Origin of the sequence: uncultured Rikenella sp. (assembly GCF_948810725.1) — a bacterium.
GTDB lineage: Bacteria > Bacteroidota > Bacteroidia > Bacteroidales > Rikenellaceae > Rikenella.
In genome coordinates this window covers 1-23,769 of the sequence record NZ_CAQIVA010000027.1, presented here as the reverse complement: position 1 = coordinate 23,769, position 23,769 = coordinate 1, and the positions used below count along the sequence as shown (strand labels likewise).

The 23,769-nt window shown below is 55.3% G+C and carries 28 protein-coding genes; 4 read left to right on the top strand and 24 right to left on the bottom strand.

What is annotated here, in order from left to right:
- The 18 genes from Q9S52_RS07670 to Q9S52_RS07585 all read right to left on the bottom strand — a co-directional run.
- A partial coding sequence (locus tag Q9S52_RS07670) for a hypothetical protein (protein ID WP_304708697.1) occupies positions 1–640 on the bottom strand: 640 nt, incomplete at its 3' end.
- A 4-nt stretch (positions 641–644) separates the two neighbouring features.
- A complete protein-coding gene (locus Q9S52_RS07665; RefSeq protein ID WP_304708696.1) occupies positions 645–2,096 on the bottom strand; it encodes a hypothetical protein in 1,452 nt (483 codons plus the stop codon).
- Entirely contained in the window at positions 2,087–2,440 is a 354-nt protein-coding gene (locus Q9S52_RS07660) for a hypothetical protein (RefSeq protein ID WP_370648998.1), read from the bottom strand. Before Q9S52_RS07660 ends, Q9S52_RS07665 begins: the two co-directional genes overlap by 10 nt.
- 290 nt (positions 2,441–2,730) lie before the next feature.
- Entirely contained in the window at positions 2,731–4,473 is a 1,743-nt protein-coding gene (locus Q9S52_RS07655) for a hypothetical protein (RefSeq protein WP_304708695.1), read from the bottom strand.
- Positions 4,460–5,116: a hypothetical protein gene (locus Q9S52_RS07650; protein WP_304708694.1), complete on the bottom strand. Its 657-nt coding sequence runs from the start codon at positions 5,114–5,116 to the stop codon at positions 4,460–4,462. Before Q9S52_RS07650 ends, Q9S52_RS07655 begins: the two co-directional genes overlap by 14 nt.
- Positions 5,117–5,120: 4 nt before the next feature.
- Positions 5,121–5,429, bottom strand: coding sequence for a hypothetical protein (locus tag Q9S52_RS07645; protein WP_304708693.1), 309 nt, complete (start codon positions 5,427–5,429; stop codon positions 5,121–5,123).
- On the bottom strand, positions 5,426–6,724 hold the full coding sequence (locus Q9S52_RS07640; protein WP_304708692.1) for a site-specific DNA-methyltransferase: 1,299 nt from the start codon (positions 6,722–6,724) through the stop codon (positions 5,426–5,428). Before Q9S52_RS07640 ends, Q9S52_RS07645 begins: the two co-directional genes overlap by 4 nt.
- Positions 6,705–7,121 carry a hypothetical protein gene (locus tag Q9S52_RS07635; protein WP_304708690.1) on the bottom strand — a complete coding sequence of 139 codons (417 nt, stop codon included), beginning with the start codon at positions 7,119–7,121 and terminating at the stop codon, positions 6,705–6,707. Before Q9S52_RS07635 ends, Q9S52_RS07640 begins: the two co-directional genes overlap by 20 nt.
- 26 nt (positions 7,122–7,147) lie before the next feature.
- Positions 7,148–7,762 carry a hypothetical protein gene (locus Q9S52_RS07630; RefSeq protein ID WP_304708689.1) on the bottom strand — a complete coding sequence of 205 codons (615 nt, stop codon included), beginning with the start codon at positions 7,760–7,762 and terminating at the stop codon, positions 7,148–7,150.
- 9 nt (positions 7,763–7,771) lie between these two features.
- Positions 7,772–8,788: a hypothetical protein gene (locus Q9S52_RS07625; protein ID WP_304708688.1), complete on the bottom strand. Its 1,017-nt coding sequence runs from the start codon at positions 8,786–8,788 to the stop codon at positions 7,772–7,774.
- A 63-nt stretch (positions 8,789–8,851) separates the two neighbouring features.
- On the bottom strand, positions 8,852–10,870 hold the full coding sequence (locus tag Q9S52_RS07620) for a hypothetical protein (protein ID WP_304708687.1): 2,019 nt from the start codon (positions 10,868–10,870) through the stop codon (positions 8,852–8,854).
- Positions 10,871–10,875: 5 nt separating this feature from the next.
- Positions 10,876–11,799, bottom strand: coding sequence for a S49 family peptidase (locus Q9S52_RS07615; RefSeq protein WP_304708686.1), 924 nt, complete (start codon positions 11,797–11,799; stop codon positions 10,876–10,878).
- Between the two features lie 44 nt (positions 11,800–11,843).
- Positions 11,844–12,197, bottom strand: a complete 354-nt coding sequence (locus Q9S52_RS07610; protein WP_304708685.1) for a hypothetical protein — start codon at positions 12,195–12,197, stop codon at positions 11,844–11,846.
- 74 nt (positions 12,198–12,271) lie between these two features.
- Complete coding sequence (locus tag Q9S52_RS07605; RefSeq protein WP_304708684.1) at positions 12,272–12,811, bottom strand: hypothetical protein; 540 nt, start codon at positions 12,809–12,811, stop codon at positions 12,272–12,274.
- A gap of 639 nt (positions 12,812–13,450) precedes the next feature.
- Positions 13,451–13,963 carry a hypothetical protein gene (locus Q9S52_RS07600; protein ID WP_304708683.1) on the bottom strand — a complete coding sequence of 171 codons (513 nt, stop codon included), beginning with the start codon at positions 13,961–13,963 and terminating at the stop codon, positions 13,451–13,453.
- A 12-nt stretch (positions 13,964–13,975) separates the two neighbouring features.
- The gene (locus Q9S52_RS07595) at positions 13,976–16,966 is read right to left on the bottom strand and encodes a hypothetical protein (RefSeq protein WP_304708682.1); all 2,991 of its coding nucleotides are present in this window, start codon (positions 16,964–16,966) and stop codon (positions 13,976–13,978) included.
- 1 nt (position 16,967) lies between these two features.
- Positions 16,968–17,288: a hypothetical protein gene (locus Q9S52_RS07590; RefSeq protein ID WP_304708681.1), complete on the bottom strand. Its 321-nt coding sequence runs from the start codon at positions 17,286–17,288 to the stop codon at positions 16,968–16,970.
- Positions 17,289–17,290: 2 nt separating this feature from the next.
- Entirely contained in the window at positions 17,291–17,740 is a 450-nt protein-coding gene (locus Q9S52_RS07585; RefSeq protein ID WP_304708699.1) for a phage antirepressor N-terminal domain-containing protein, read from the bottom strand.
- On the opposite strand from Q9S52_RS07585, the gene Q9S52_RS07580 reads away from it, so the two are divergent.
- Entirely contained in the window at positions 17,700–17,852 is a 153-nt protein-coding gene (locus tag Q9S52_RS07580; protein ID WP_304708701.1) for a hypothetical protein, read from the top strand. The genes Q9S52_RS07585 and Q9S52_RS07580 overlap by 41 nt on opposite strands.
- Here Q9S52_RS07580 and Q9S52_RS07575 read toward each other — a convergent pair.
- Genes Q9S52_RS07575 through Q9S52_RS07565 form a run of 3 tightly spaced genes read right to left on the bottom strand, consistent with a single transcriptional unit; the run spans position 17,836 to position 18,912 of the window.
- Positions 17,836–18,018 carry a hypothetical protein gene (locus Q9S52_RS07575; RefSeq protein WP_304708680.1) on the bottom strand — a complete coding sequence of 61 codons (183 nt, stop codon included), beginning with the start codon at positions 18,016–18,018 and terminating at the stop codon, positions 17,836–17,838. The genes Q9S52_RS07580 and Q9S52_RS07575 overlap by 17 nt on opposite strands.
- A gap of 4 nt (positions 18,019–18,022) precedes the next feature.
- Positions 18,023–18,355: a hypothetical protein gene (locus Q9S52_RS07570; protein ID WP_304708679.1), complete on the bottom strand. Its 333-nt coding sequence runs from the start codon at positions 18,353–18,355 to the stop codon at positions 18,023–18,025.
- Entirely contained in the window at positions 18,352–18,912 is a 561-nt protein-coding gene (locus Q9S52_RS07565; RefSeq protein WP_304708678.1) for a response regulator transcription factor, read from the bottom strand. Before Q9S52_RS07565 ends, Q9S52_RS07570 begins: the two co-directional genes overlap by 4 nt.
- Before the next feature lie 361 nt (positions 18,913–19,273).
- Here Q9S52_RS07565 and Q9S52_RS07560 point away from each other — a divergent pair, with 361 nt between their 5' ends.
- Positions 19,274–19,693, top strand: coding sequence for a helix-turn-helix domain-containing protein (locus tag Q9S52_RS07560; RefSeq protein WP_304708676.1), 420 nt, complete (start codon positions 19,274–19,276; stop codon positions 19,691–19,693).
- 1 nt (position 19,694) lies between these two features.
- Positions 19,695–21,014 carry a phage integrase SAM-like domain-containing protein gene (locus Q9S52_RS07555; protein WP_304708675.1) on the top strand — a complete coding sequence of 440 codons (1,320 nt, stop codon included), beginning with the start codon at positions 19,695–19,697 and terminating at the stop codon, positions 21,012–21,014.
- A gap of 212 nt (positions 21,015–21,226) precedes the next feature.
- On the opposite strand, the gene Q9S52_RS07550 is transcribed toward Q9S52_RS07555, so the two are convergent.
- From Q9S52_RS07550 to Q9S52_RS07540, 3 genes are all read right to left on the bottom strand, one after another.
- Positions 21,227–21,658 (bottom strand): hypothetical protein, encoded by a 432-nt coding sequence (locus Q9S52_RS07550; protein WP_297623922.1) that lies wholly within the window; start codon positions 21,656–21,658, stop codon positions 21,227–21,229.
- A 108-nt stretch (positions 21,659–21,766) separates the two neighbouring features.
- Positions 21,767–22,129 carry a hypothetical protein gene (locus Q9S52_RS07545; RefSeq protein ID WP_304708674.1) on the bottom strand — a complete coding sequence of 121 codons (363 nt, stop codon included), beginning with the start codon at positions 22,127–22,129 and terminating at the stop codon, positions 21,767–21,769.
- Positions 22,120–23,073: a CorA family divalent cation transporter gene (locus Q9S52_RS07540; protein WP_294591797.1), complete on the bottom strand. Its 954-nt coding sequence runs from the start codon at positions 23,071–23,073 to the stop codon at positions 22,120–22,122. The genes Q9S52_RS07545 and Q9S52_RS07540 overlap by 10 nt, the downstream gene beginning before the upstream one ends.
- A gap of 157 nt (positions 23,074–23,230) precedes the next feature.
- Between Q9S52_RS07540 and Q9S52_RS07535 the strand changes: the two genes are divergently transcribed.
- Entirely contained in the window at positions 23,231–23,362 is a 132-nt protein-coding gene (locus tag Q9S52_RS07535) for a hypothetical protein (protein WP_300730340.1), read from the top strand.
- Positions 23,363–23,769 lie beyond the last annotated feature (407 nt).

Sequence of the window (23,769 nt, the reverse complement as noted above, 5' to 3'; positions counted from 1 at the left end):
GCAGCATGGAGATGTCGAACTGCCGCAGGGCGAACGCCACGGTCAGGGTGGCCACCGCCGTCTTCACTCGCCGCAACATCTCCGGCTCCAGCGCCGAGAGGTCGATACCGGTCAGGTAGTCGTCCATGACGCGCCGCTGGATGAAGATCGACGACCAGAAGAAGTAGTCCGACGAGTCGATGCCGTAGAACTCCTGAAACTCGTCGGCGTTTCGGATCAGGAGCGCGGCGAGTGCCTTGCAGGCGGGCGCCTGCTGCCACTCCGGCAGATCGTCGACGGCATTCAGGCCGCGGATCAGCGAGTCGAGTGCGTCGTAGTAGTAGCCGAGATAGGTGTCCTGCATGGCCTGCAGCTCGTACTTGTAGGTGTCGGACTGTTCGGTCTGCCGTTTGCGGATGGTCTCGAAGAGCTTGTAGTCGTACATGACGCGGTTGGCGACGGCGGCCCGTAACGCGTCCGGCAGGGAACCCTCCTCCATCCCGGCCACCCGGTTGAATACGTCGATACCGACGATCTGGGCGACGGTCTTGTGGGCCGGACGGAGGTAGGGGCGGATGGTCGGTTCCTGCAGCGAGCCGTCCACGCCGGGGGCGTACTCCCGCAGCGTCTCGACGGTGATGATGGTGTCGATGGTTGGCATGGTTCTATTGATTCGAGGTGATACGATCGTCCGGGGAGACCTCCTGCTGGCGGGCCGGAACGGGCCGGTAGAAGCCGACCATATAGCCCTGCCGCCACAGGTGGGGGAAGTTGGCCCGGACGGCCATGTTGATCGCGTCGCAGCAGATCTTCTCCGGTGCCGGCAGTTGCAACAGATAGAGCAGGTAGTTGTAGTAGGCGTCGGATCCCGACTTGGAGATCACCCCCTCTTTCGAGACGTTCGAGATGCTGGGGTCGATCCCCTTCGCGCTCAGCAGCACTTCGTCGGCCCGCCGGTCGAACGAGATGAGCGATTCGATGTACTCCTTGTACTTGAGGTCGATCTGTTCGATCTTCCACTTCACCTCCTCGCCCTTGCTGCCGAGGAACGAGAACGAGGCGAACATTTTGCCCTGATTGTCGGCCCCGGAGAGGTAGGTGGTGAGCCGCTCCAATTCGATGTTGGTGTACTGGGTTACCAGACCTTCGTGAAAGTCGGTGCCGATCTCCACGCCGTTATACCGCACCGGCTCCTTATTCTCCCGCTTGAGTTTCCGGTTATACTCGCACAGATCCTGAATCTGTTTCCGTTTGGCGGCCACCCATTCGTTCGGGATGATGACGTGTACTTTTGCGGCCATCGAGTTGCGCAGGAAGGAGCGGATGAAGCGGGGATTCTCGTTCGCACCCAGCAGCCACTCCCGCGAACCGTCATAGGCTTTATTGCGGCCGTAGATGCCGTCCACATCTCCGTTCGCATGGTGGGAGATCGCCACGTCGTATCTCCGGATGTGCTGCGGCCGCAGCAGCGGATAGACCGAGAAGTCGCCCCGGTACCGCCAGTCGCCGACCAGCACGTGCGTGAAGTCGTCGTAGGTGTAGCTCCCGAACGGGCTGAGTTCCTTCTCGGAGGCGAGCCGGGCGCGGGAGTTCTCCACCAGCTCCAGCCCCGCCACCGGCAGGCCGCCGATCGCCCGCCCCTTGAAGAAGCGCCACTTCACGAAGAAGTCCTCGAAGTAGTAGTATCGGCGGATGCACTCCAGTGCAAAATCGTTCGCGTCGTCGGTGATTCCGCAGTCGTTCCACGACCGCAGCCACTCCGTGATCGGCGGACAGTCCACCCACCGCTGCACCAGCTTCCCGTCGCTGTCGAACTCGATGCGGTAGACGTAGAGTCCGAGGCCGTACATGATGCGTACCTGCTTCTCGATCACTTCGGGCAGCAGCCGGTTGCTCTTGATGTTCTCGCGGATGTCGGTGATCTCGGTATCGTTGACGCCGCGAGTGAGGACGTTGTAACCGGATACCTTGACCAGATGCCCGGTGCGGAGCGAGGCGGGCGTTCGGCCGAAGAGGCGGCCTTCGAGGTCGGCCATCGAGTCGCCGCCGAACTGGAAGGTGAGCACGCTATTCTCGTTCACGCAGTAGCCGAACTTGTCGTTGTGTCTTACAGCCATTCTATCTTGCGTAGTTTGAAGTTATCCTGGGGGAATCCCATAAAGCGGATCAGGATGCGGTAACAGGTCTTGCACTCGCCTCGCGCGTCGGTGAAGAGGAAGTAGTTCTCCGAATCGACCCAAAAGCGATCGCGCGGCAACTGCGCCCGCACCTTGCATCCGGCCACCACCCGCAGCGTGGCCGAGGCTTCGCCCCTGACCCGATTGTAGGGAAAGAAGGCGATGGTGAAGGTACCGTCCGGCACCTTCGACACCTCCCGCGCCAGCCGCAGCGCCTCTATGCCTCCCATGTTGTGCATCCCGACAGCGAAGATAGCCGACCGTCCGCCCGACCGAAAGGACACCGGCGGGGGATTATGGCCTCGCCCGGCGGCCTTATTCTCCTTCTCGGCGCGTTTCCGGTGCGAAGCGAGAAGCGAGCCGCAACGCCATGACTCGGACGGGGTTGTCATATTTTCAGCCTCGGCCGGGGCCGTGCACACACTTTTTCGGAATTAGCGGGGCGGCTGTTTTTCTTCGTTTGCGTTTTTGTTATGCGGCCTTTTGAAAGGAAACAAGCCTGCAAATCAACCCTTTGCCCCTGTTTTCGTTATCGATTCGGCCGATTATTGCGGGTTCGGCGGAAATTATTCGGTTACAGGACGATATTTTCCGGCAGCTCCGGGATATTTTGCATCTCGGCGGGCAGTTTGTTTCCGTACAGCCCGAAAAGCAGGTATATCAGGGCGGAGGGTATCTGTGTCGAGAGGCCGGCCTGGTATTGTATCGGCACCTTGACCTCGGAACTCTTGTCCAACTCGATACGGCCGTCGGCGCGCTTCTTGAGCGGCGCCAGCGGCAGGGCGGACTTGAGCATGGGGCATTCGTTCTCGTCGATCAGGATGCGGGGCAGACCTTTGTACCGGTTCGAGAAAAGGATGGCCATCAGTTTGTACTGCTCGTAGTGGTAGATTGTCCGTTGCCCCTCGTTCATCAGCCGCACCCGGTAACCGTGGTTCTCCAGTTCCCGCTTGAGCAGCCGGGCGTCGGTGGTAATCTGCTCCTGATCCTCGCGCCGCTTGTTCCCGGCGCGGTCGTAGTACAGCAGGATCTCCACGCTCTTGTCGTAGTCCTCGCCGTAGAACTCGTCGAACTTGTTAGCCAGCTGCACCTGATCCCACGGGGAGTAGACGAAGAACTCCTTCTGAATGCGGCACTCGTTCATCCGTTCGTCCTGCTGAGCGACGACGACGGACTGGAACGAACCGGGGTCGTAGCCGAGAATCAACGGTTCGGAGCGCCGAAAATACTTGAGGTAGGAGGCGGTCAGGCGGAAGTCGTCGCCCAGGTCGAACGACAGGATGGACGAATAACGGTAGCTGTCCGAGTAGCAATGCACCTCCGGCTTGAAGTTGCAGAAGAACATGTTCACCACGCGCCGGATCCGGATGTTGCAGATGGACGACAGGAACTCGTCGGCGCTCAGACTCTCGTACTGGGTCTGGAAGAACTTCGGGCCGAGAAAGTCCTTGTTGGCGAACGACGAGGCACGGATGTAGTAGCTTTGGTTCCGGCGCATCTCGTTCAGAATGGGCTTCCAGATTTCGACACGGTGTTTCAGGCGGCGCTGCTCTTCCTGAAGCCGGGCGATCGTCAGGGGGTTGGTCTCCGACCGGATCGCGTTATTCACCTCGAACAACCGCCCTAATGCCTTATCGTGATGCAGGGCGGCGTTCACGATGTCGCAGATCACCTCTTCATCGACGTACCGTTCGTATTCTTCGTACCAGTTGTCTTCGCCGAGGTCGAGCCGGGCGGTGTCCGTAACGCCGGTGATGCCGAGGTAGTAGGGACACTGGCGAATCTTTCCGACGGCACCCCGCAGGGCCGGAAAGACCCTCGACTTGAGGCTCTGCCCCTTTTGCAGCTTCATCTCCTCGATAAAGGCATGGACGGCACTCTCGCCGGCCGAGGACTCCGGCATGTCGCTGCTGACGAGCTTGAGGTGGTGACCGGTGGCAAAGACGAGGCTGTGCTTCGGGTAGGTGATCGGCCGGCGGGGTTTGCAGAAGTGCGAAGGGAGTTTCTTGGCTCCGACCACGTAGTGAATCCCCTCCTCCAGCAGCGGCCGACCGGAGGCGGTGGGCTGCGAAAAGGCAGCCCGGATGTTGGGGATAATGTTGGTCATCAGGGCCACGTAGGTCTTATGCACCATGAACGACACCTCGCCGGGCATGGCGTCCGCCACCCGGATCATCCGCGGGGTGATGATCCCTTCGGTCTTACCGGTGGCGCGGGCCACCTCGGCGATAATCACGTTCGTGTCGATGCAGTTCACCCGCAGCTGCATCCGGTTCATGTATTTCTGCTCCAGCTCGGCGATCTTATCGTGGGTCATCGTCCATCTCGTTTTGAAGTTCGGTAAAGGGTACATCCTCGATTTCGGCATCTTCACGCAGGCGTCTCTTTTCCGGTTCCGGAATATCCAGCGAGTCGATGATCTTGGCGTAGATGCCGTCGTTGGCCTTGCGGGCGATCTCTTTCTTGGAACGGCTGGTGAAGCCGAGATCTTCGGGGGTGATCTCGTTCGACATGACGTAGACCACGCCCAGCGAGGCCTGTTTGTCTGCGGCAGTCGCCTGCAGGCGGCACTCTTTCGCTTTGTCCATGCACCGCTCGGCGATGTCGACCCGGCCTTTGGCCAGCGCGACTTTCACCAGATCCTCGAACTTGTTGGCGTAGTCCCGCAGCCAGACGTTTTCGGCCACGTTACAATCGACGTCGAAATAGTTCAGGGCGGCATAGATCCGGCTCTTGGCGGTGTTGATGTTGATCTCCACGCCCTGTTCGGCTTTGGTACGCACCTGCAGCCGCTTGGCCGCGCGGGTGATGTTCCGCTCGGTACTCCAGATCTGCATGGCGAAGACCATCTGATTGATGATCCGCTGCAGCTCCGGCGGGATCACGGTGGTCTTGCCGGTGCGGATGAACTCATCGATCACGTCGGGGTGAATGCTCCCTATCTTCTCCAGATTATCCATAACGTCAGATTCCGAACAGGTCGGCCAGCAATTCGTTGGCTCGCTGTTCCTGTTTGCGTTCGTCCAGCTTGGTGATAGCCTCGACGTCGCCTTTCTCGGCGGCGCGGGCCAGTTCCACGTTGGTGTTGTAGTCCATCATGGCCTTGCCGTTGGCATACGACTCGTAGACTTTCGTTTCAGGTCGGGTGAACTCGTCTAAAAAGGCCTCCCGCTCGGCGGCGGGGATGCGCAGCAGGGAGGCGATCTGGGCGGGGGTGTGCCCGATCGCTCCCATGTCGCGAATCCGCTTGAGTATCTGTTCGTCGATCGTCATTGTGCGGCCGCCTCCTCGTAGCTCAGTTTCTTGCCGTTTCGCAGCAGGTAGACCTCACCGCTGCCCACGGCGTCGATATACCGGGCCACGGTGGCATCGACGAACTTCTCCAGCAGTTCCATCGTATAGCAGACCCGCTTGTGCTGTTCGCAGGCCATCAGCATAGAGCCGCTGCCGCAGAAGAGATCGACCACCACGTCTCCCTCTTTCGAGCTGTTCAACAGCGGATAGGAGATGAGCGCCACCGGTTTCATGGTCGGGTGGATGTCGTTGCGCGTCGGTTTGTCGTAGTGCCAGACGGTGGACTGCGAACGATCGGCATACCAGCGGTGCCCCTTCCCCTCTCTCCAGCCGTACAGTACCGGTTCGTGCTGCCATTGGTAATCCTGACGCCCCATCACGATCGAGTTCTTGACCCAAACGCAGCACTGGGCCAGCTTGAACCCGGCCCGCGCGAAGTTGCGCCGAAAGGCCAGCCCCTCGCTGTCGCTGTGGAATACGTAGATCGCTGCGCCGGGCTTGTCCACGGTATACATGTTCTTGAACGTTCGGAAAAGGAACTTGTCGAAAGCGTCGTCCGACATGGAGTCGTTGGCGATTGTCAGCGCATCCTCTGTCTTTCCCTCGTACTCGACGTTGTAGGGCGGGTCGGTGATCAGCAGGTCGGCCCGGCGGTCGTTCATCAGGGTGGCCACGGCGGCCGACGAACAGGAGTCGCCGCACATCAGCCGATGCGGGCCGAGTAGCCAGATGTCGCCGGGACGGGTGATAGCCCGTTCCGGAAGGTCGGCTTCGGCATACTCTTTCTCCAGATCAAGCTCGTCGAGTTGTTCGGTGAGGGTCATCTTGGTGTCGAGCTTCAGGTCGAGCGCTTCCGGTTCCACGCCGAGATCGAGATTGAACTGCGAAAGCGACTCGGAGGTGATCTGGTACTTCTCGAACAGGATGGTGTCCGGATTCTTCTGCGCGAACTCGGAATTGTAGGCGGCGATCTCCTCGACGGCCTCTTTCTTGTCGGCGGCGTAGATCGGCTCGTAAGGTATCTCCGGAATATCCATCCCGCGGTTCCGCAGGTGCATGAGGGCTTTTTTGCGCTGATGGGCGTCGATGATCCAGAGCTTGCCGTCCGGATCGCGCCACGCCTTGAAGGAGTATTTGAAGCCCCGTGTTACGATGATCAGCGCGAGTTTCATCATCTTCTCCTCGTCGTGGAGCTTGAAGTCTTCCTGCAGTTCGTGGAAGTCGTCCAGCGGGGCAGTCGGCAGGTGGCCGAGGTTATGAACCTGTATTTGCATGGGATAGTATTTTTTTGAAAATGGCGGCACGCTGTTCGTGGCGCGTTTTGTAGCGGCGGGCCTCTTCGATCGCTTCGGCGGTGGCCCCCCGGCGATTCATCCGCCCGATGTAGCGGCGGATGTTGTTGCGGCAGTTCTCGTACTGCCGGATGAACCGGTCGCGGTCGCTGTTCCAGAGCGCGAGCAGCTCTTCGTAATCGGCTCGGTTCTTCAGATAGGGATGCTCGTTCAGGAAGACACCCCGGTCGTTCAACGACTGGAGTTCGCGAAAGCAAAGAAGGTTCTGAATGCGCAGCTCGGCCATCTCCTTGACATCGCTGTCGGTGGGGGCTGTGTCGAGTCGTTCATCCAGAACCTTCATCTGGCGATAAGTCCGGATACGGTCTTCGTAGATCACGAGGGCCGTAGCCGTGTCAGGGTCTTCTAAGCATCCCCAGCGGATCTTGGGGTACTCTTGCTCTTTGAGGAGCTTTTTTTTTCGCTGGGTGCCGATGCGGTAGCAGCCTCGGGGGCTTTAGCCTGTTCCTCCTTTTCAGCCTTGATCCGGGCGGCCTCTTCCTCCTCAGCTTTCAACCGGGCTTCCTCCTCTGCCTTGATCCGGGCGGCCTCTTCCTCCTCGGCTTTCAACCGGGCCTCTTCTTCGGCCTTGAGGCGGGCAGCTTCTTCCTCTTCTGCTTTCAACCGGGCTTCCTCCTCAGCCTTGATCCGGGCGGCCTCTTCCTCCTCAGCTTTCAACCGGGCTTCCTCCTCTGCCTTGATCCGGGCGGCCTCTTCGGCCTCTTCCTTCAGACGGGTAGCCTCAGCTGCGGCTCGCTCCTTCACGGCTGCGAGGGTACGACGATGACGAACGATCTCCTCTTCGGTCGCGAAGTCGAGCAACGCGAACAAGATCGAGGAGGCGTCCTGCAGGCGGTTGAAGACACCACGCTTGAGCAGGTGGTGCTGGGGAGCTTTCTGTTTCAGAAGCTCCCGGTCGGCTTCGAGATGCGTTACACCGAGAAGCCGATCGTGAGCGTTTTTCTTTGCGATAAAATCCATAACTATGAATTAAGCTGTTTGAACACGGGTGCCGGCGACTTCGACCAGCCGGGTCGGATCCAGCACACGGAAAGTGATGGAGCTGCCGGTCTTCGCCGTCCACGTCGCTCCACCCTCCAGTACGAATGCCGCTCCGTCCTCGATGGTGGCTGCGTTATCCGAACCGGCGCCGGTAACGGTGATCGTCCGCCCCTTGTCGCTATCGGTCAGCCCGCTTACTTTGATCACCGGAACAGCTTCGGTCGTGCCGTTCGGCAGAATATACCGGTCGTTGTTGGCGACGATCGCGAGAGTATCGGTGTCAGCCGCGAGCGATACCGGTTCCGAGCGGACGATGGCGCCGACGTATTTGTACGGCTGCCGCCAGGTCGTATTCTCGAATGTGAAAGTCAAACTGCGCTTCTCTTTGTTGTTGGCCCGTTCCGACGTCTTCAGGATCATCGGCTTGCAGGGGTTACCCATCACGAAGTAGTTGTCCGACTCGCACTCCCGATAGATGATCACGAACTTCCCGCCGGTGAACTCTTCCATGAAGTCCAGCAGCTTGTCCCGGTTCCCGGACATCTGGATGACGAACGTATTCGTATTGCTGGTCGTGAAGTCTCCCTTCTCGCTCTTTCCGTCGTCCGTCGGAATGTCGTGCGCCTCGAAGTAATACATGACCTCGCCGATCTTGAGCGGAATCGTGCCGACCTCCCGATTGGCATTCGGTTTCGGAAAGGGTACGTTCTGATCTACCTGACTCAAGTGAACGAGCCACACCTGATAGGCGATCTGTCCGCCGGCGGCATCTTTGTCCGAGGTGTCTTCGATGTCGCCGATCAGCGTCATGCTGCCGGCCAGAACCGTGCCGCCGCTCACCGTCAGCGCATCGGGCAACAGGGTCGTGTCGAAGGCTGCGGCCGCCAGTGCGGTACCGGCGAAAAGGCCGAACACCACGAGAAACAGGGTCAGCATCAGTTTGTGTTTACGAGCCATGTCCATTTTATGCGCACGGATGGCCCGTTTGATGGTTTGTTTTTTCATATGTCGATGAATTTTTAGGTTAAAAGGGAGCCGCCGAACGGCTCCCTGGCATCGTTTCGCCGCCTATCGGCCGCCCGGCACGTTAGGCTGGAGAGCCTGATTGATGGTGCGGGTACCACCGACGCAGCGCTCCAATTCCCGGAACTTATCGCCGTCCGCATTCAGGATCACCATCAGGTAATCTCCCTTCTTGGTCGGAGTGAAGGCTTCGGTCAAGTCGGCAAACTTGTCCGCTTTCGCAATGGTCTGCGGCTGGGTTTCGTCGCCGACTTCGATCATATAGGCCACGCCGGGTTTTGCTCCGGTGATGTCGGTGATCGCTTTGGCCGCCGTGTTCTCGCCGGTCACATAGTGCCGGATATCGCCGCTGACGGTCACCGTTTCGGCATCGGCTTCCAAAGTGACGCACGGTTTGTTGCAGAAGATCTCCTGATCCTCGAACCCGTGTTCCGCCCGGTCGGCTTTCGTCTTAAACGGTTTACCGGCATAGGTAGCCGAGGTTCCCTCTTTCCAGATGCTCCATGCCTTGACGTCTTCCATGTCGGAATCGAACTGCACGGCGTGCATCTCACCGGCGGTCAGCTCGATCGATTGGATGTTGCCCGGCTTCTGCACCCAGATGAACGGCAGCGTCTTCCCATACGGACACCAGCGGATTCGGTTCTGATGGTCGGGAACGACATCGCCCTGCGGCCCGGTAAAGTCGTTGTCCTTACCGTAGATATCCCGAATCCCGGCTTTCCACATGGCCCGGTGGTTGGCATTCAGGATAACCTCGTATTTGTCGAGATCCGGAACACGTTCGGAGAGATACAACAGGAAATTGGTCACGCAGGCCACCATCGTCGAACCGCTCGTATAACCGGAGAATGCAGAATCGTCCACCAGTGCGATCTTACCTTCGTTGTAATACCGCAGCAAAGTGTAGTAGACCCCGGTGCCGGCGTTCAGCGTATGGCCCGACTTGCCGTCTTCGGGTTTCACGTAGATGCCGAGCACCTTCCGCTGGTTCTGTTCTTCGATCAGCTTGGTCGAGATGTTCAACATCGCCCATTCGATCATCGTCCACTTGATCGGATCGGAGCCCTCCGTATTCAGATAGCCGATGTATTGACGCTCGATCTCCTTCATGGAGTTGAACAACGTCTTGAACATCGCGTCGTCCACGTAACAGATCTCCGGCTGCAACTCGACGTTGCCTTTCCAGATACCGCCTTTCTGATAGGCCTGCGAGAAGTCCCCGAAGAAAGCGTTAACCATCACTTCACGGTCTTGTACCCCGAAGCGACGCGGGAAGATGTCGTAGACGTGCTGGATTTCGGCCAACCGGGCAATCAACAGGTCGGTACGCCGGGTCAGATACTGGTCGCCCAGTCCTTTCGGATCAATGCCGATGCTGACGCCTTCGGCCAACAGGGCCGGATTGAGCAGATTGGCCTGCCGCAACTCGTTGATACGATTGGCAACGATACCGGCGTATTCGCTGAGCTGCGCCCGGAACGCGTTACCGATCTCTTTCTCCATGACGGCGTTGAGCGGTTGCGTCAGAGCGAGAGCCGGATTCAGCGCGATCCGGTTGTACCGCCGCGACATCGAGAAGATCGGATGTTCGATGCCACAGAAATAGGCTTCGGTGTGGCCGGGGCCGTTCGGCGACAGAGCCGAGCCATTGACGGTGGCCGGTTTGTCGGGCAAGGTCTGCCGGCTCATTTCGCGGAGTGCGCCGGCGATGGCATGTGCCGCATCGACGACGGAGTCGGTGCGCTGAATCGGGGTGGCAGCATCTCCGGCCGGGGTACTCTCGTTGTCATTACCGCCACTGGCTTCGGCGAGGGCGGCATTCAGGATGGCCAAGGCGGCGGCGTTGTCCGCTGCCTCTTGAGACGGATCGCCGGCAATGGAGGTTTTTGCTTCCTGCTGCCGCTGGAACTCGGCCTGATCGTCGGCGAGTTCGGTGCCGTACTCTTTGCGGTACGCTACCCGAATGGCCTTCCAGTCGGCAGTGGTCATCTCCTGATTCCGAGCCTTGTCCACCATCTTGAGCGAGATGAACACGGCTTTCAATTGTTCGATGAACTTCATGTTGGTTAGATATTGGTTGATATTTGGTTGCTGTCGCGTACACTGACGCCGAGGTCATAGGCTTCCCGCAGCGCGGCGCTCAGATCGGGCAGGATGCCGTCGATCAGACCGAGTTCCTGTGCCTCAGAGGCAAAGAAGATTTCCCCCCGGAATACAGGATGATCTTCGGGAAGGTCGTTCAGCTGCGGCCGACCGGCACGCACATTCTTCTCGAACTGCTGCTGGAGCGGGTCGAGCATGGTCTTGATGTACTCTTCCGGCTTGCCGTCGAGCAGATCGTTCACTGTCTTGTTTTTGCGATCCGAACGGGTGGCATAGGCTTCCACCATTTTGATACCGAGCTGCTCGTAGTAACCGTCCAGATTGATCCCGGTGGTCAGGGTGCCGATACTGCCGATGATGTCGTTTTGCGTAAAGGCTTTGACAACGGTCGCCTGACTGGCGAGATAGTAGGCTGCCGAACAGCACTGGTATTCGATAAAGGCGTAGATGGGCTTTTTACATGCGCGCATCGCCTCGGCCGCCACGTCGAGCAGCCATGCGACGCCCCCGCCGGAATTGATGTGCAGAAAATGGGCGAGCACGTTCGGCATGGCGTCGGCCGCCTTCAGGTTATTCAGAAAACCGGTGGTCGAGAACATCTCGCGCCAGCCATAGCCCCAGTCGTAATAGAAGGAGGGATGAGAGAGGATCATCCCGGAGATGGGATGGTAGAATACGAACTCTTTGTCAGCGGTGATTTCCGAGAGGTCGAATGTTACGGCAATATCGCTGTCCGACAAGGCCGGAAGAGTCTTGACGACGCTGCGCGGGTCGAAGGCGGGCGGCGGGGTGTTGGCATGGAGAAGACTCTCGACGATGAAACGGTCGAGAAACTTCGGTTCGACAAGCAGATGGGAGTCGATCAGCCGGGCGAGAGAGAAGACCATTTTTTTATTGCAAAAATCCGCTTCTCCGGCTGGAGAGTAAAGGACTAACCGTGCAGGAGCGGCCGTAGGGATTTGCAGCTCATCTCGAGCGAAACGGTCTCGGCGCGGGGTATCACAACCACCTGAACGGGGATATCGATCGTACCCCACGAATGAAAATCGGCGCCGTCGTGCAGCCATACCTGTGCCCGGAACCGAGGAATCAGCGACAGGAGCGTCTCGGCCTCCGCGCGCGGTACGGCGATCTTGAGGAACTGGTCGTACAAGACTCCCTGCGTGGAGGTCTTCGCCTCTTCGTCGAACGAGACATCCGAATAGGTCGTCAGGGTCGACGGTTCACCGATCTGCCGGTTCCGGATGGGGGCGATCCGGACAAGGGACGAAAATTCTCTTTTCATAGCGGGCGGCTTGCTTTATTTTCAACAGTTTTTGGTGAAAATCGCGGCAAAATAATGTAAGGTGTTGATATACATCACAATGCGACTTTATTCATGATCCGACGCACTTTCCGGACAGCATAATTCGCCTTCTGACGCAAAGTTTCGTGCAGCTGAGTACGGGTTGAAACCTCATAGCGGTAGAACTTTTTCTTGAGGGTTTCGATGTCACCGCGGAAGAGGGTTTCCATCCCGTACTCATGGATGAAGGCTTCGATGGCGTCCTTGACCTGAAACCCGCAAACCCGGGCGGTGCTGCAAAAAGCGGTGAAGTCGTTATCGAACTCGCGCTTGAGGGTGGCATTGATCTGCGCCTCCGCATGAGGTGTCAGGAAGAGAGCCTTTCCCCGGTGAGGATCGCTGTACTTGGATCGTGAGAGCCGGATGGCCACTGCGCTGTCGTCCGGATCCGGCGCGGAAGGCAATATCCGATCGGCATGGGATACGAGACTCGTGATCGCCATTCCGGTCAGACTCCGACTGTCGACCAAACAATATCCGTCGTCCTGTCGCGGAAAGCGACCGACGAAGTAACACCGCAGGATCGGGTCTTTGATATGCAAGGTTAATTCCATGATAACGATCACTCTTTGATAAAGTTACTGCTATTTCTCCGCAATGGAAAGACTTCAACGCAGCCTCCTTACAAGTAAAAATCGGCGTTGGATTTCGTAAGGGCACTCCCGGCCGCTTGCGGCCCGGCGGTAGTTGCATAGGTTACGGAGGGGCAAAATCGGCCCAAGTTTGTAACCGGCCTCGGATTCGTTTGACAACCAAATCATTACATGGTTACAGCCATTTGCTGAGTTTGTAACCGTTTGATACCCAAATGCGAAATTTTCCGATCCGTTGCAAAAAAGTTGTAACCCGGCCTTTCGGAAAGCGATCCGGGCTCTCTCTTCAGGTTACATCTCTTTTTAGGTTACAACTTTTAAATAGAGTTGTAACCAAGTTGTAACCGAATAACTCGCAAGCCGACAAACATATATAGGTTACAGTTACAGGTTACGATTGTTTTTTCATATTCGGGGGTCGGGGGCCGGGGAAAATCGGGGTTTCCGTTGGATTCCGTAGGAGACAACACCCAATGTACCCGACAATAGGTGTCTCGGAACAGGTCGCGTTCTGGCGACCTGTTCCGGGACTCTGTAACGTTGCTACGCAACGAAAAACGGACGACTTTACAGTCGTCCGTCTCTTGCAGAAAAGGTTGTTCATGGAACCTGAATCAGCACAATATCGAGCGAGGTCTCGAATTGCGGCGACAAGCGGCCCGTATCGAGCTGATGTGTGGTGTGGTAGCCGGGATTCTCGAACGATTCCACCGTGAAAGTCTCTTCCGTGATTTTCGTTACAGTACCCAGCCGGGCGACACCGGCACTGTCCGGTCGTGTGCGGACGGCATGGCCGACACTGAGTTTAGACGGATCATAGGGAATCATCCCTTCGTTCAGCATACGGATAACGCTCTGACAACGCTCCCGAAATCCTTTGTCGTATCGCTCCAGCTCGGCCGCCTTCCGGATACCGCGCCGAACGGTTTCCTGATCCCGATGATAGAGGAGTCCGATCGCGGAGTTGTCCAATCCTTGTTCACTCCGAAGCCGAAAAGCCAGAAAACGGGCAAAAGCGGCGCGCTCCTTGCGCGTCTCGGCCCGCAGCATGACCGGATCGATGTCGAAGACCCGGGCGACGACAATGTCTATCAAATCATATTGTGTGTTCATACCGATCATAGGTTAGAATGGCAAGTCCGGGGTGTCCGGCGGCACCGGTGTAGCGATCTCTGTCTCAAGATCGAGATCATTCGGATTGGTAGAGATGTAGAACAGCTCGGTAACCTTGCCGTCGATTTTCTGCATGATCCGACCGTCTTTCGTATTGGCGATCCGATCCGGGTTCAATACAAAACCGTGATACTTGGCCCATGCGGCCAGATGGGTCTTGAACCGCTGAGCATTGTATGACTTCCGTTTGTTCTCCGATATCCCGCTGTTCTCCATGAAGTGCTGGAATGCGGCCGCTCGACTGAACAAAGTATCGAGATAGGCGCATTCTGCATCCGGAGCCGAACGGGCCGGACGGGGGCCGTTCGCTGCCTCCCACACTTGGAAATAGTCGTCCGCCCACTTCAGGAAGTTCTCTTCACGGCCGAGACCCTCGCTCATCTCGCGGCGCAACTGCCGGCGTTCGAGGTTCTCCATCGGCGGCTGTATCTTGTCGAAACGCATCTGCAGCTGGATGCAATAGGCGATGAAATTGTAGAACTCGATCCACTCGTCTTCCGTAAAGTCGGCATAGAGCTGCCGGCCGAATTTCGATAGCGGCGACCGGGTCTCCTTGTAGTCGTTGAACTTGGTCTTCTCGTGGTAATAATCCGAGACGCCGCAATTCAGGAGGCGGGCCATCGTACTGGAATCGGTATTCGGCAGTTCGAAGTTCGAGGAGATAATCATTTTCCCGCTGTCCTCATAACTCAGGACAAAAGGCGAGGTGTGCTTGCTGTTCACCGTCCGGTTCCCGGTCGTCTGGGTATAGAAAAAGGTGAAGTTGCCGAACTCCGCGAGGTCGTCCACCTCGATCACGTCGTGAAATTCAGTCAGACCGTCATAGATGAACTGAAACTGGTTCTTGTCATCGAGATTGCGACCTTCGATATAGAAATGCTGCCGCACGTATTTGAGCGCCTGACTGACCAGTGATTTCCCGGAACGGCCGGAGGATTTCCCGATTTCCGAGATCTTCGTGTCCTGCAGAAAGACGATCCACGGTTTCCCCTGATTTTTATACTGGGCCGCCAGATAACCGAGACAGAACATCACGTTGGCCAATGCCAGCATTTCTTCCCGCTGCTCGGTCTCCGTCAGTTCCTGCCCCTCCTCCTGCTCTTTGCGCCAGTGCATCCGGGTTATATCCCGCAGGAAGTCCGTGAAGATGAACCCTTCGCGGAATTGGACATCGTAGCGGTCGATCTCCGGCATCAGCGCAATCTCAGCGGCTACAGCCTCCCGCTCTTCGATCGATGTAGCGGCTGCCTGCCGATCGAGCAGAGCCTGATACGGCGGGGTGGCATTCACCTCCACGGGCTGACGGTCGAGCAACGATATATTCCGCGGTATCACGTGCGAAATCACCTCGTTCTTGATGGTGATGGCTCCGAGAATGTGGTTCGGTACCTCTTCGTGCTTGATGCGTTCGACGGCGGCCCGGGAAATACGCAACGAGGCGTTGCGGAAATGCAGATACTCATACTCCTTCGATACGTTCCGGAACTCGATCTCGACATTATCCATCGTGTCGATATTGGCCTCCGATATCTGGTTCGAGGTGTTCAGTTTGTTCAGTATGGCGATCTCGTCGGTCAGGTTCTTGCTCTTGATCCAGTTCTTGGTAAATCGTTTTACGATTCGTTTGATGCCGTCCGGCGGAATCAAATCGACCACCTTGCCCTTGATCCAAGCATAGCAGTAGTCGGTGTTTTTCATGTGCCGATATTCCATCTGGTAGAAGCCGTTAGCCTTGAGGAAGAAGTAGAAATACTCCATGTTGATGGAATACTCGCCTTTTTCACTGCGGCTCCAGAACTTCACCTTTCGGGCTTTGGCTTTCCGGTAGATGAACTGCTTGCGGGTCTCCTCTTCGCTTTCCCCGATCAGGTTGATGAAGTCCTTGAGGTCTTTGCAAGGATTACCCCGGAAATCTTTCTTCGTACCAAGCCACTCCGGCAGCTCGATGGTCAGCAGGTCGATGTATTTGACCGCATTCTTAAGCGCCATCGCCCGACCGGTTGCGTCCAAATCCATGATCTGATAATGATTGACACAGAGGTCGTCGATCTCCTTGTACTCGTCATAGGTCAGCTCGGCCGTCTCCGAGTTCAACCAATAGACATGGAAACCGAGACTGTGCAGATTCAGCGCGTCCGATTCGCCACTGCATCGGAAGATGTCTTTCAGACGAGCGTTCGCCTTTTCCGGAGGTGCGATGGTCTCTTCTCCGTCCTCGTCATCACTGACCAGCTCGTTCTTGGCCGCCTGTAGCTGTCGAAGCCCATAGATGTAGTTTTTCGGCTTCCGGCCGACGTACAGAAATCGATTCTTCTTCTCCAGATCATGAGGCCGATAGAGTTTCTGAAAATCTCCGTAGTCGAAGACGAACATGGGATAGTCTTCGGTCGCGATGAACTTGTGGACAACGTCTCGTTTATGTTTCTCGCTGAAAGAGCAGTACTCATACTCTTTCAGTACCCGGCAATTGAAATCCTGCAGTGTCTCTTTGGTCACATACCGACCAAAGGCTTCGAGGTCTTTCCGGGTTATCTCGCTCTCTTCTTTGTAGACGAAGTTGTAACGACCTTTTACATCGTCCGGCCCCATCTCCCGCATTTCGTAGTCAGGCCGCCAACGCGGACGTTGCCAGCCGGAACCGCCGACCTCATGACGAACGATCACCTCTTCGACGAACTTCAGTGCTTCGTAATAGTTCAGGTTCTCCCGGTACATCACGAAAGCAACACCCTTCAGACTATTCACTTCATCCTGATTGCCGAAGTCGGTGATCCGCCAATAGCCCTGATAGTAGGTGATCTGGGCGGAAGCGGTCTTCTCGTCCCTCACCTTGATCTTCATCGGAGGCCGCTTGCCGAAATCGTAATCACGGTAGTAGTACCGGAATATATCCTTGCCGCCGTCGGTCTCTTGGTATAGTTTATCTTCGTCTATATAGCGCATGTCAGTCTTTCTTGAATGTCCAAATCTCTACGAGCTCTTCGACCATGTTCTCATATCGGGTACGCAACTGTTCCAATAGAACTTCCTTATCGACTCCGTATAACACGTAGGCCAAAGCCTCGAACTCCGCGCTGGAGGTGTATATCGTCCGACGGCAGACCAACGTGGCGATTACTTCCTCTTTCGTGTACGGATTGACCAATTTATAGGGCAACCCCAATCCACGGCCGATACCGGCGCAATCTATACCGCCTCGTTGATAAACGGGCTGCAGAATGGCAAAATAATCATGCCGGGGAATGCCGTGCCTAATCTCGTTCATCGCTAATCGAACAGGGTTTTGAGGGCTGTCAGACTTTCGGCAGTCAGCGCCTTGCGCACGGCCTTTTCATGTCGCAGCTGCTGTTCGATCTCCAGATAACGATCGAAGTCGGTGCCGGTCTTCTCGGCCTTGAGTCTCAAATCGGCCAACTCTTTCTGCAAAGCGATCGTCCGCTCGAATGAGCGTTCCCGTTCGTCGTAGTTGATATACCGCTTGTGGAAGTACTCGTAAAGGGCATCATAGCACTCTTGCTTATATCTTATGATATTGTCTCGTGCATCTTCTTTTACATTGTCCGGATTGATGGAGAATATCCAACCGAACACATATTTCAGTGGAAGACATAACATTTCTCGTTGCTTCCCATCTGCACCAACTGTTACCCTCAGGGTAACGGTTGAACTTAAAATTGTGTCCGATTTGATCTTGTCGGACTGTCGAGGAAAGGCTATGCCTAATGCTTCGCATATCGGCTTGATGGGGACGCACATATCGGAGGTAACGACGATCTCGATGTGGTTGATGGTGGTGATAATCGTGTCTTTCATTATGGTAGAGTGTTAGTTGGTAGCAGTTTTTCAAGTTGGATCAGCAGTCGGCGGAAAGCGACCTGCTCGGCCGGCGGGAGGTCGTTCAATATCCGCATCAGGGCGGTGTGGAGCGTCTCAGCCTCCTCGTGGCTCATCTCCAGTATGCTGATCCGTCCGGAGGCATCAAGATCGGGGTACATATATCTACTTGTTTGATTGTTGTCGTTTGCCTCCTCTGTTTTGTCTCTTGAAAGGAACGCTTTTGCGCAATTTCGCTTCACGTTGCAATTCTTTGAAGTCCAGTCTTAGAACTTTCTTGAGCGGCATTCGCCGATCCGGCCCAAGTTCAATCAACTCTAACCGGATGTAGGTATAGAGCGTTTTCAGAGATATATGCAGTACTTGAGCAATGGCAACCGTATCAATCCGCGTCGCCAAAATTTCTTCCGCTTCTACATATCCCAAGTCTTTCAGCAGGTCGTCGATACGAGCCATACCTTTCCTGTCGATATATGGAGTCAAATCGATCGCATTCATTTTTCGAACATTTTTGTGCGATGGGCGAAATCGATGAACTCTTCCGTTGAATGAAAACCGAGTTTGCGCAATGCGTTTTTTCGGTGATTGCGCACTGTATGTACAGACAAGTAGAGATGGTCTGCAATCTGATCGGCAGACTCGTTTCGAAAAATCAGCTCCATCACTTGCAGCTCTCGTTCAGACAACGAAGTGCAAAAAGTCGGATGGCAAATAACATGGTAATACTTACACTCGGCCTTGAGTGGGCATGATACATCCTCAAACAGACAATTCCCTTGTTCATCGATATCCGGATGACTTTCGTTCGTGCCGAAACAACAATTCGCAATTCTCCGGGCGCGTAAAAAGTCGTAGTACTTCCGATTGCGAGAACTGGCAGCATACTCCCGACAGAGCGCAGCGTATTGTTCCGGATAGAATGTCTCGCTCATCCGCAACAACTCCTCGATAATCTCTCGATCATCTTCAGTCAGCTGCCGCGCAACAGACTCCCCGACTATTTGGAACATTGCTTCGCCAGTTCTGGGGTCAGTAAAAAACTCAATGCGTTTCATGCTCAGTGGGGAATAGTTCTTGTTCCGTAGTGCCCAACTCCTTTGCGATAATGGATTGTGCCAAAGCATCTGGTTTTTGGACACCCATCAACCACATATATACCGTTCTTTCCGATCGCTTGCAGAGTTTGGCGAACCGTAGAACAAACGCTCGTTTAGGTGCCATGGGGGCTTTAGGTGGAAGAGAATCGTAATAGTCCTTGAAAGTCATTTTTTTCGTTTTTTGAGTTTTACTTAGGAACAGACATGCTACTATTCTTATATTTGCCACATCGTAAACTTTACGACACCGCAAACATAACATATTGGATAGTATTATCCAAATAAGAGCGTGTAAATATTCCATTTCATCCAGCAAAACATGAAGCATATCGGCAGCGAAATCAACGCTATTCTTGAGTCTCGGAAGATTGTAAAAAAAAGATTTGCAGAAGAGATTGGCACCACAGAAGCGAACCTTCATAAGATCCTTCACAAAGCATCCATTGACGCTGCATTACTATCCAAAATAGCAAGTCATCTACAAGTCCCTGCTGCTTATTTTTTTGACGAAAACATTGTGATTCATCCTGCCGAAATCGGACATAGGGTCTCAGGGTCTCAAAATAAGGTGGAGGGAGACATTCATTTGGCAGCTTGCGAAGATGAATTGGAAAAAGCACAAATGCAGATCCAACAGTTGCAAGCCGAGATTGAAAGCAAGAACTTGCTGCTCGAAGAGAAAAACAAAATGATCGCAGAAAAGGAGCGTTTGATTGGTGTATTGATGGAGAAAAGATAAGATGTCGATCGGTTTCTATCTGAAATACAAGGATCGGGAATCTACCCCGATTATTACCAAGATCGCTTTCAAAGGATCGACCTTTCGGCGAGCAGTAGGAGAAAGTGTGCCTGTACGTTATTGGAATGCCGCCGCTCAACGTTGTAAAGAATCTGCTGAGTTTCGATCCGCCGGCCGCCGAATCAATAAAGTATTGAATGAGATATTTGTCGCAGCGTCGCAGTCAATCGAATATTTCGTAGAGCATCGCTCTATTCCAAGCCAGGCTGAGTTCTGGGAAAAAACAGACTTCTTTCTATCCGGTGGAAAAGCCGTTCCGGACATCCTCTTTACCGATTACTTCCAAGAGTATATCGATCGTTACCGGGGTATTCGCGCGGTATCCACAACCAACAAATATGTAACAGCGATTCGCAAGCTGAAACAATACGAGGCTGTCCGAAAAGTCCGACTGAATTTCGAGCATATCGATATCAAATTTTACCGGGATTTCGAACGATTCATTTACACTCTAAAGCGCGAAGACTCGAATACGCCGTATTCGCTTAACTACTTTGGCGCGCTGATAAAGTGTATTATGGTGGTCTATCGCGAAGCACGGGATACCGACGGCCTCCACAATTTGAACGGAACGGCGCATCGGGAGTTCAAGGCGGTTCAGCGAACGGCGGACACGATTTACCTGACTGTAGAGGAATTGATTCGCATCCACCGCCTTCGGATCACTCCGGAATTGGTGCTGCAGCATTTCCCCAAAGCCGACCAGCGGCCGCAAAATATGGCTCGCCGGATTGCGGGGTATAATGTGGCTAAGAATAAGTTTCTGATCGGTGCGTTCACAGGCTTACGAGTATCGGACTTTAACCGGCTGTCAGAGGTCAATATTCAGGACGATCGCATTCGTATTCGCACCAAGAAGACCGATGCTCATACGGTCATCCCGGTTCATTGGGTCATTCGGGAAATACTCGATTCCGGATTCGACATTGCCACACCGCTCAGCGAGCAAAAATTGAATGAGCACATCAAAGAGGTGTGTAAGTTGGCTGGTATTGACAGCCCGATCGAAATCACCCATTATGCGGGCGGCCGACGCATTACGGAAGTGTCGCCCAAATGGCAATTGGTGTCGAATCACACCGCTCGGCGAAGCGGTATAACGAATATGGTCAAGGCGGGAATTCCGATTGCGGCCGTGATGAAGATCTCCACTCACACAACCGTGAAGTCGTTTATGGCCTACCTGAAAATTTCGTTGGAAGAGAATGCGGATATCTTGGCTGAATCGTCGTTCTTTAAGCAACCGTCAGAGGGGGACTGAAAGGGGGACTAAATTGCGATTTCATGCGCAGAAAAAGGCACAATTCCTTCTCCTACAGAAATCTTAATAGTAAGGGAATCAATTCTTTTCCTTTCTCAAGAGAAATATCGCAGCTCTTGTCCTGGGCACCAACAAAAAGGATCGCTGAATGTCAGCGATCCTTTTTTCTTTTCGAAGCGTGCCTTTCCGCACCTCCGGAACGATCGGTCGGTCTATTTGAACTCTTCCACGATCACCGTCCACTTGCCGTTGACTCCCATCACGTTCAGGTAATAATTCCCGGCAGAGAGATGACTCAAGCTACTCTCCCCCTCTTCCGATTCATTCACCATGACTTCGGGTATGCCGCCGCTGCGCATAATATCCACTCCCTCTTCCACGACGTAAACGCCGAGCATACCGCCGAACTGGCCGGCTTTGAAGTCATAACGCAGCCGAGACTTTCCTTTGCCCAGCGTAAATACATCGGATTTCTTGTCTCCCGAGCCGGTGAGACGTGCCACTTCGGTCCATTGCTTGGGCGTCTCTTCAGCAGCAGCGGTTTCGGTATTTTCGCCGTTTGTCGTCGAAGCGGCAGGGCCGCCGCAAGCGGTCAATGCGACAGAGGCAATCAATGCCCATCCCCATGCGTACATTTTCTTCATTTCGTTTTGTTTTTGGTGAAAAATAATACAGGCCATGACAAATATAATGATTTTTCACTGGCCTGCATCTTTTTCACTCCGAATTTTCTCGCCCGAGAACTGCTCAACCTACCGCTTCGTCACCCGAATCCCCCTGCACCTGATGGGTTTGTTAGACCTTTCGACCGTCTCCTGCAAACAGTTGAACACTTCGGACGACATATTCCCGTCCTTCGGCGAAGCGATGGCCATCCGCCAAACCCCGTCCACTCGTTTAACTTTCGCCCGATCCAACGCCTCCAGAAAAACCGGCACATTCTCACCTTCAGGCACCCCGCTAAACCCGGCCGTAAATTCCAGGTAAGGCAGTTTCCGGTTGACTTTCCGCAGCTGCGACGCGGCGGGATAGTCCGACCTCGCACAAGAGGCCGTCCATCCGGCAATTCCCAGAAACAGGGCGACAAAAAGCACGAAACGCCTCATCACATCCACCGTTTTCGTTTAAAGAAGTAGAGGGTGGCGCCGATCGACAGGAACATCAGCAGAATGGCGAAATGGAACCCGTACTCCCACTCGTCGAACGGGGCGAGCCGATAGTTCATCCCGTATATCCCGGCGATCAGGGTCGGGGGCATGAAGATCACCGAGAGGATGGTAAACATCTTAATGATCTTGTTCTGTTCGATGTTGATCAGCCCCATGAAGGTGTCCTGAAGGAATTCCAGCCGTTCAAAGCTGAAATCGGCGTGGTTGATGAGCGACCCGACGTCTTTGATCATGATCGAGACGCGGGGATAGGTGTCGTTCGGGAAGCGTTCGCTGCGCTGGATGCCGGAGAGGAGCCGCTGACGGTCGAAGATGCTCTCGCGCAGGATCATGGTGTTCTCCTGCAAGCGGTTGATATCCAGAAGGACTTGTTTGTCGACGCTCTTGTCCACATCGTTGTTGGCGGCGCTGAGGGTGGCGATCTGGCGCGAGATGATTTCGACCATGTCGGCGTCGAGGTCGATCCGGGCTTCGAGGATCGAGATCAGGACGTGGTATCCGGTCGTATAGGAGCGGTAGTTCATCTGAATCTTGCGGCTGGCTTCGCTGAAGGTGCGAAGGTCGGTGTTCCGCTCCGAGACGAGGAGTCCTTCGCTCAGGATAAAGGAGACGGTTTCGGTCTCGAAACCGCCCTCTTTGAGGATGGTGAAGGTGGTGTTGCAGATGATGGACTCTTCGAGTTCGGCATACCGCGACGAGGTTTCGATCTCTTCGGCCTGCTGACGGGTGAGGAGGTTGACGTCGAGAAAGCTCTCAACGAGTTTGCGTTCCTTGGCGGTCGGGACGACGAGGTCGATCCACAACAGGTCGTCGTATCCCAACTCCTCGAAAACGCCGGGGTCGGGATCGCGAATGATCTTGTTGATGGATTTCAGGTACAGTATAATCATGGATTCGTCCTCTTCTCCGTTTGTGTGTGGTTGAAATTCGTTCGTTTCGGGCGGTCGAAGGCTCGCCCCGGGCTACCGCGGCGGTCGTGAGGGTGCGTTATGGAACGTCGGCGACGGCGGGTTCAACTGGTCTGCCGCCAGAAGCAGTAACAACGGCATGGATTTGCACTTCCTCGCGCAGTATCTCAGCACCAGCTATTCGGGCAGCCGCGCCCACGGTTTTCAGTTGCGTTCCTCTCGGAATAAACGCCGCGGGCCCGCGGTGGGCAATGGGCCGGAGCTACCCTAATATTAGACAGCCTCTACCCTACTTTTGAGCTGAATCCTGCGGTTCGCAGAACCGCGCGGGCCGGAGCCACCCCAGGCGTAGGCCTGCAACATCGCAATGCTCGTTTCCGGCCACGCTGGCTCCGACCCTTAATATTCACTCTCGACTAAAGTGGGTCGGGCGACCGGGAGGTGCTGTCGTGGGGTAGAGGCGGCCAGTAAAAGACGCTGTGCGTCCCGCCCGTGGGCAGGCGTCCGGCCCGCGTAACCCTAAAGGGTGCAGAAGTCCAGCTCATTCGTCTCTGTAGGCAGTTCGCCGCCAGCGGTGAATGCAACGAGCTCCGTCGAGTTGCAGTACGCCGCGTGGGGTGGCAGCGAACTGCGCGACTCTGCGAGTCGCAAAAGCTCGGCCTATTCTCTGGGCGCGAC

Excerpts from the sequence above, each read along its gene's own strand:
- Q9S52_RS07575 (WP_304708680.1), bottom strand. The coding sequence starts at position 18,018 with ATGTACCCCGATCTTGATGCCTCCGGACGGATCAGCATACTGGAGATG.
- Q9S52_RS07540 (WP_294591797.1), bottom strand. The coding sequence starts at position 23,073 with ATGATTATACTGTACCTGAAATCCATCAACAAGATCATTCGCGATCCC.
- Q9S52_RS07570 (WP_304708679.1), bottom strand. The coding sequence starts at position 18,355 with ATGAATGCGATCGATTTGACTCCATATATCGACAGGAAAGGTATGGCT.
- Q9S52_RS07555 (WP_304708675.1), top strand. The coding sequence starts at position 19,695 with ATGTCGATCGGTTTCTATCTGAAATACAAGGATCGGGAATCTACCCCG.
- Q9S52_RS07595 (WP_304708682.1), bottom strand. The coding sequence starts at position 16,966 with ATGCGCTATATAGACGAAGATAAACTATACCAAGAGACCGACGGCGGC.
- Q9S52_RS07550 (WP_297623922.1), bottom strand. The coding sequence starts at position 21,658 with ATGAAGAAAATGTACGCATGGGGATGGGCATTGATTGCCTCTGTCGCA.
- Q9S52_RS07625 (WP_304708688.1), bottom strand. The coding sequence starts at position 8,788 with ATGAAAAAACAAACCATCAAACGGGCCATCCGTGCGCATAAAATGGAC.
- Q9S52_RS07645 (WP_304708693.1), bottom strand. The coding sequence starts at position 5,429 with ATGACGATCGACGAACAGATACTCAAGCGGATTCGCGACATGGGAGCG.
- Q9S52_RS07655 (WP_304708695.1), bottom strand. The coding sequence starts at position 4,473 with ATGACCCACGATAAGATCGCCGAGCTGGAGCAGAAATACATGAACCGG.
- Q9S52_RS07600 (WP_304708683.1), bottom strand. The coding sequence starts at position 13,963 with ATGAACACACAATATGATTTGATAGACATTGTCGTCGCCCGGGTCTTC.
- Q9S52_RS07640 (WP_304708692.1), bottom strand. The coding sequence starts at position 6,724 with ATGCAAATACAGGTTCATAACCTCGGCCACCTGCCGACTGCCCCGCTG.
- Q9S52_RS07565 (WP_304708678.1), bottom strand. The coding sequence starts at position 18,912 with ATGAAACGCATTGAGTTTTTTACTGACCCCAGAACTGGCGAAGCAATG.
- Q9S52_RS07665 (WP_304708696.1), bottom strand. The coding sequence starts at position 2,096 with ATGGCTGTAAGACACAACGACAAGTTCGGCTACTGCGTGAACGAGAAT.
- Q9S52_RS07630 (WP_304708689.1), bottom strand. The coding sequence starts at position 7,762 with ATGGATTTTATCGCAAAGAAAAACGCTCACGATCGGCTTCTCGGTGTA.
- Q9S52_RS07605 (WP_304708684.1), bottom strand. The coding sequence starts at position 12,811 with ATGGAATTAACCTTGCATATCAAAGACCCGATCCTGCGGTGTTACTTC.
- Q9S52_RS07620 (WP_304708687.1), bottom strand. The coding sequence starts at position 10,870 with ATGAAGTTCATCGAACAATTGAAAGCCGTGTTCATCTCGCTCAAGATG.
- Q9S52_RS07560 (WP_304708676.1), top strand. The coding sequence starts at position 19,274 with ATGAAGCATATCGGCAGCGAAATCAACGCTATTCTTGAGTCTCGGAAG.
- Q9S52_RS07615 (WP_304708686.1), bottom strand. The coding sequence starts at position 11,799 with ATGGTCTTCTCTCTCGCCCGGCTGATCGACTCCCATCTGCTTGTCGAA.
- Q9S52_RS07610 (WP_304708685.1), bottom strand. The coding sequence starts at position 12,197 with ATGAAAAGAGAATTTTCGTCCCTTGTCCGGATCGCCCCCATCCGGAAC.
- Q9S52_RS07650 (WP_304708694.1), bottom strand. The coding sequence starts at position 5,116 with ATGGATAATCTGGAGAAGATAGGGAGCATTCACCCCGACGTGATCGAT.
- Q9S52_RS07590 (WP_304708681.1), bottom strand. The coding sequence starts at position 17,288 with ATGAACGAGATTAGGCACGGCATTCCCCGGCATGATTATTTTGCCATT.
- Q9S52_RS07535 (WP_300730340.1), top strand. The coding sequence starts at position 23,231 with ATGGATTTGCACTTCCTCGCGCAGTATCTCAGCACCAGCTATTCGGGC.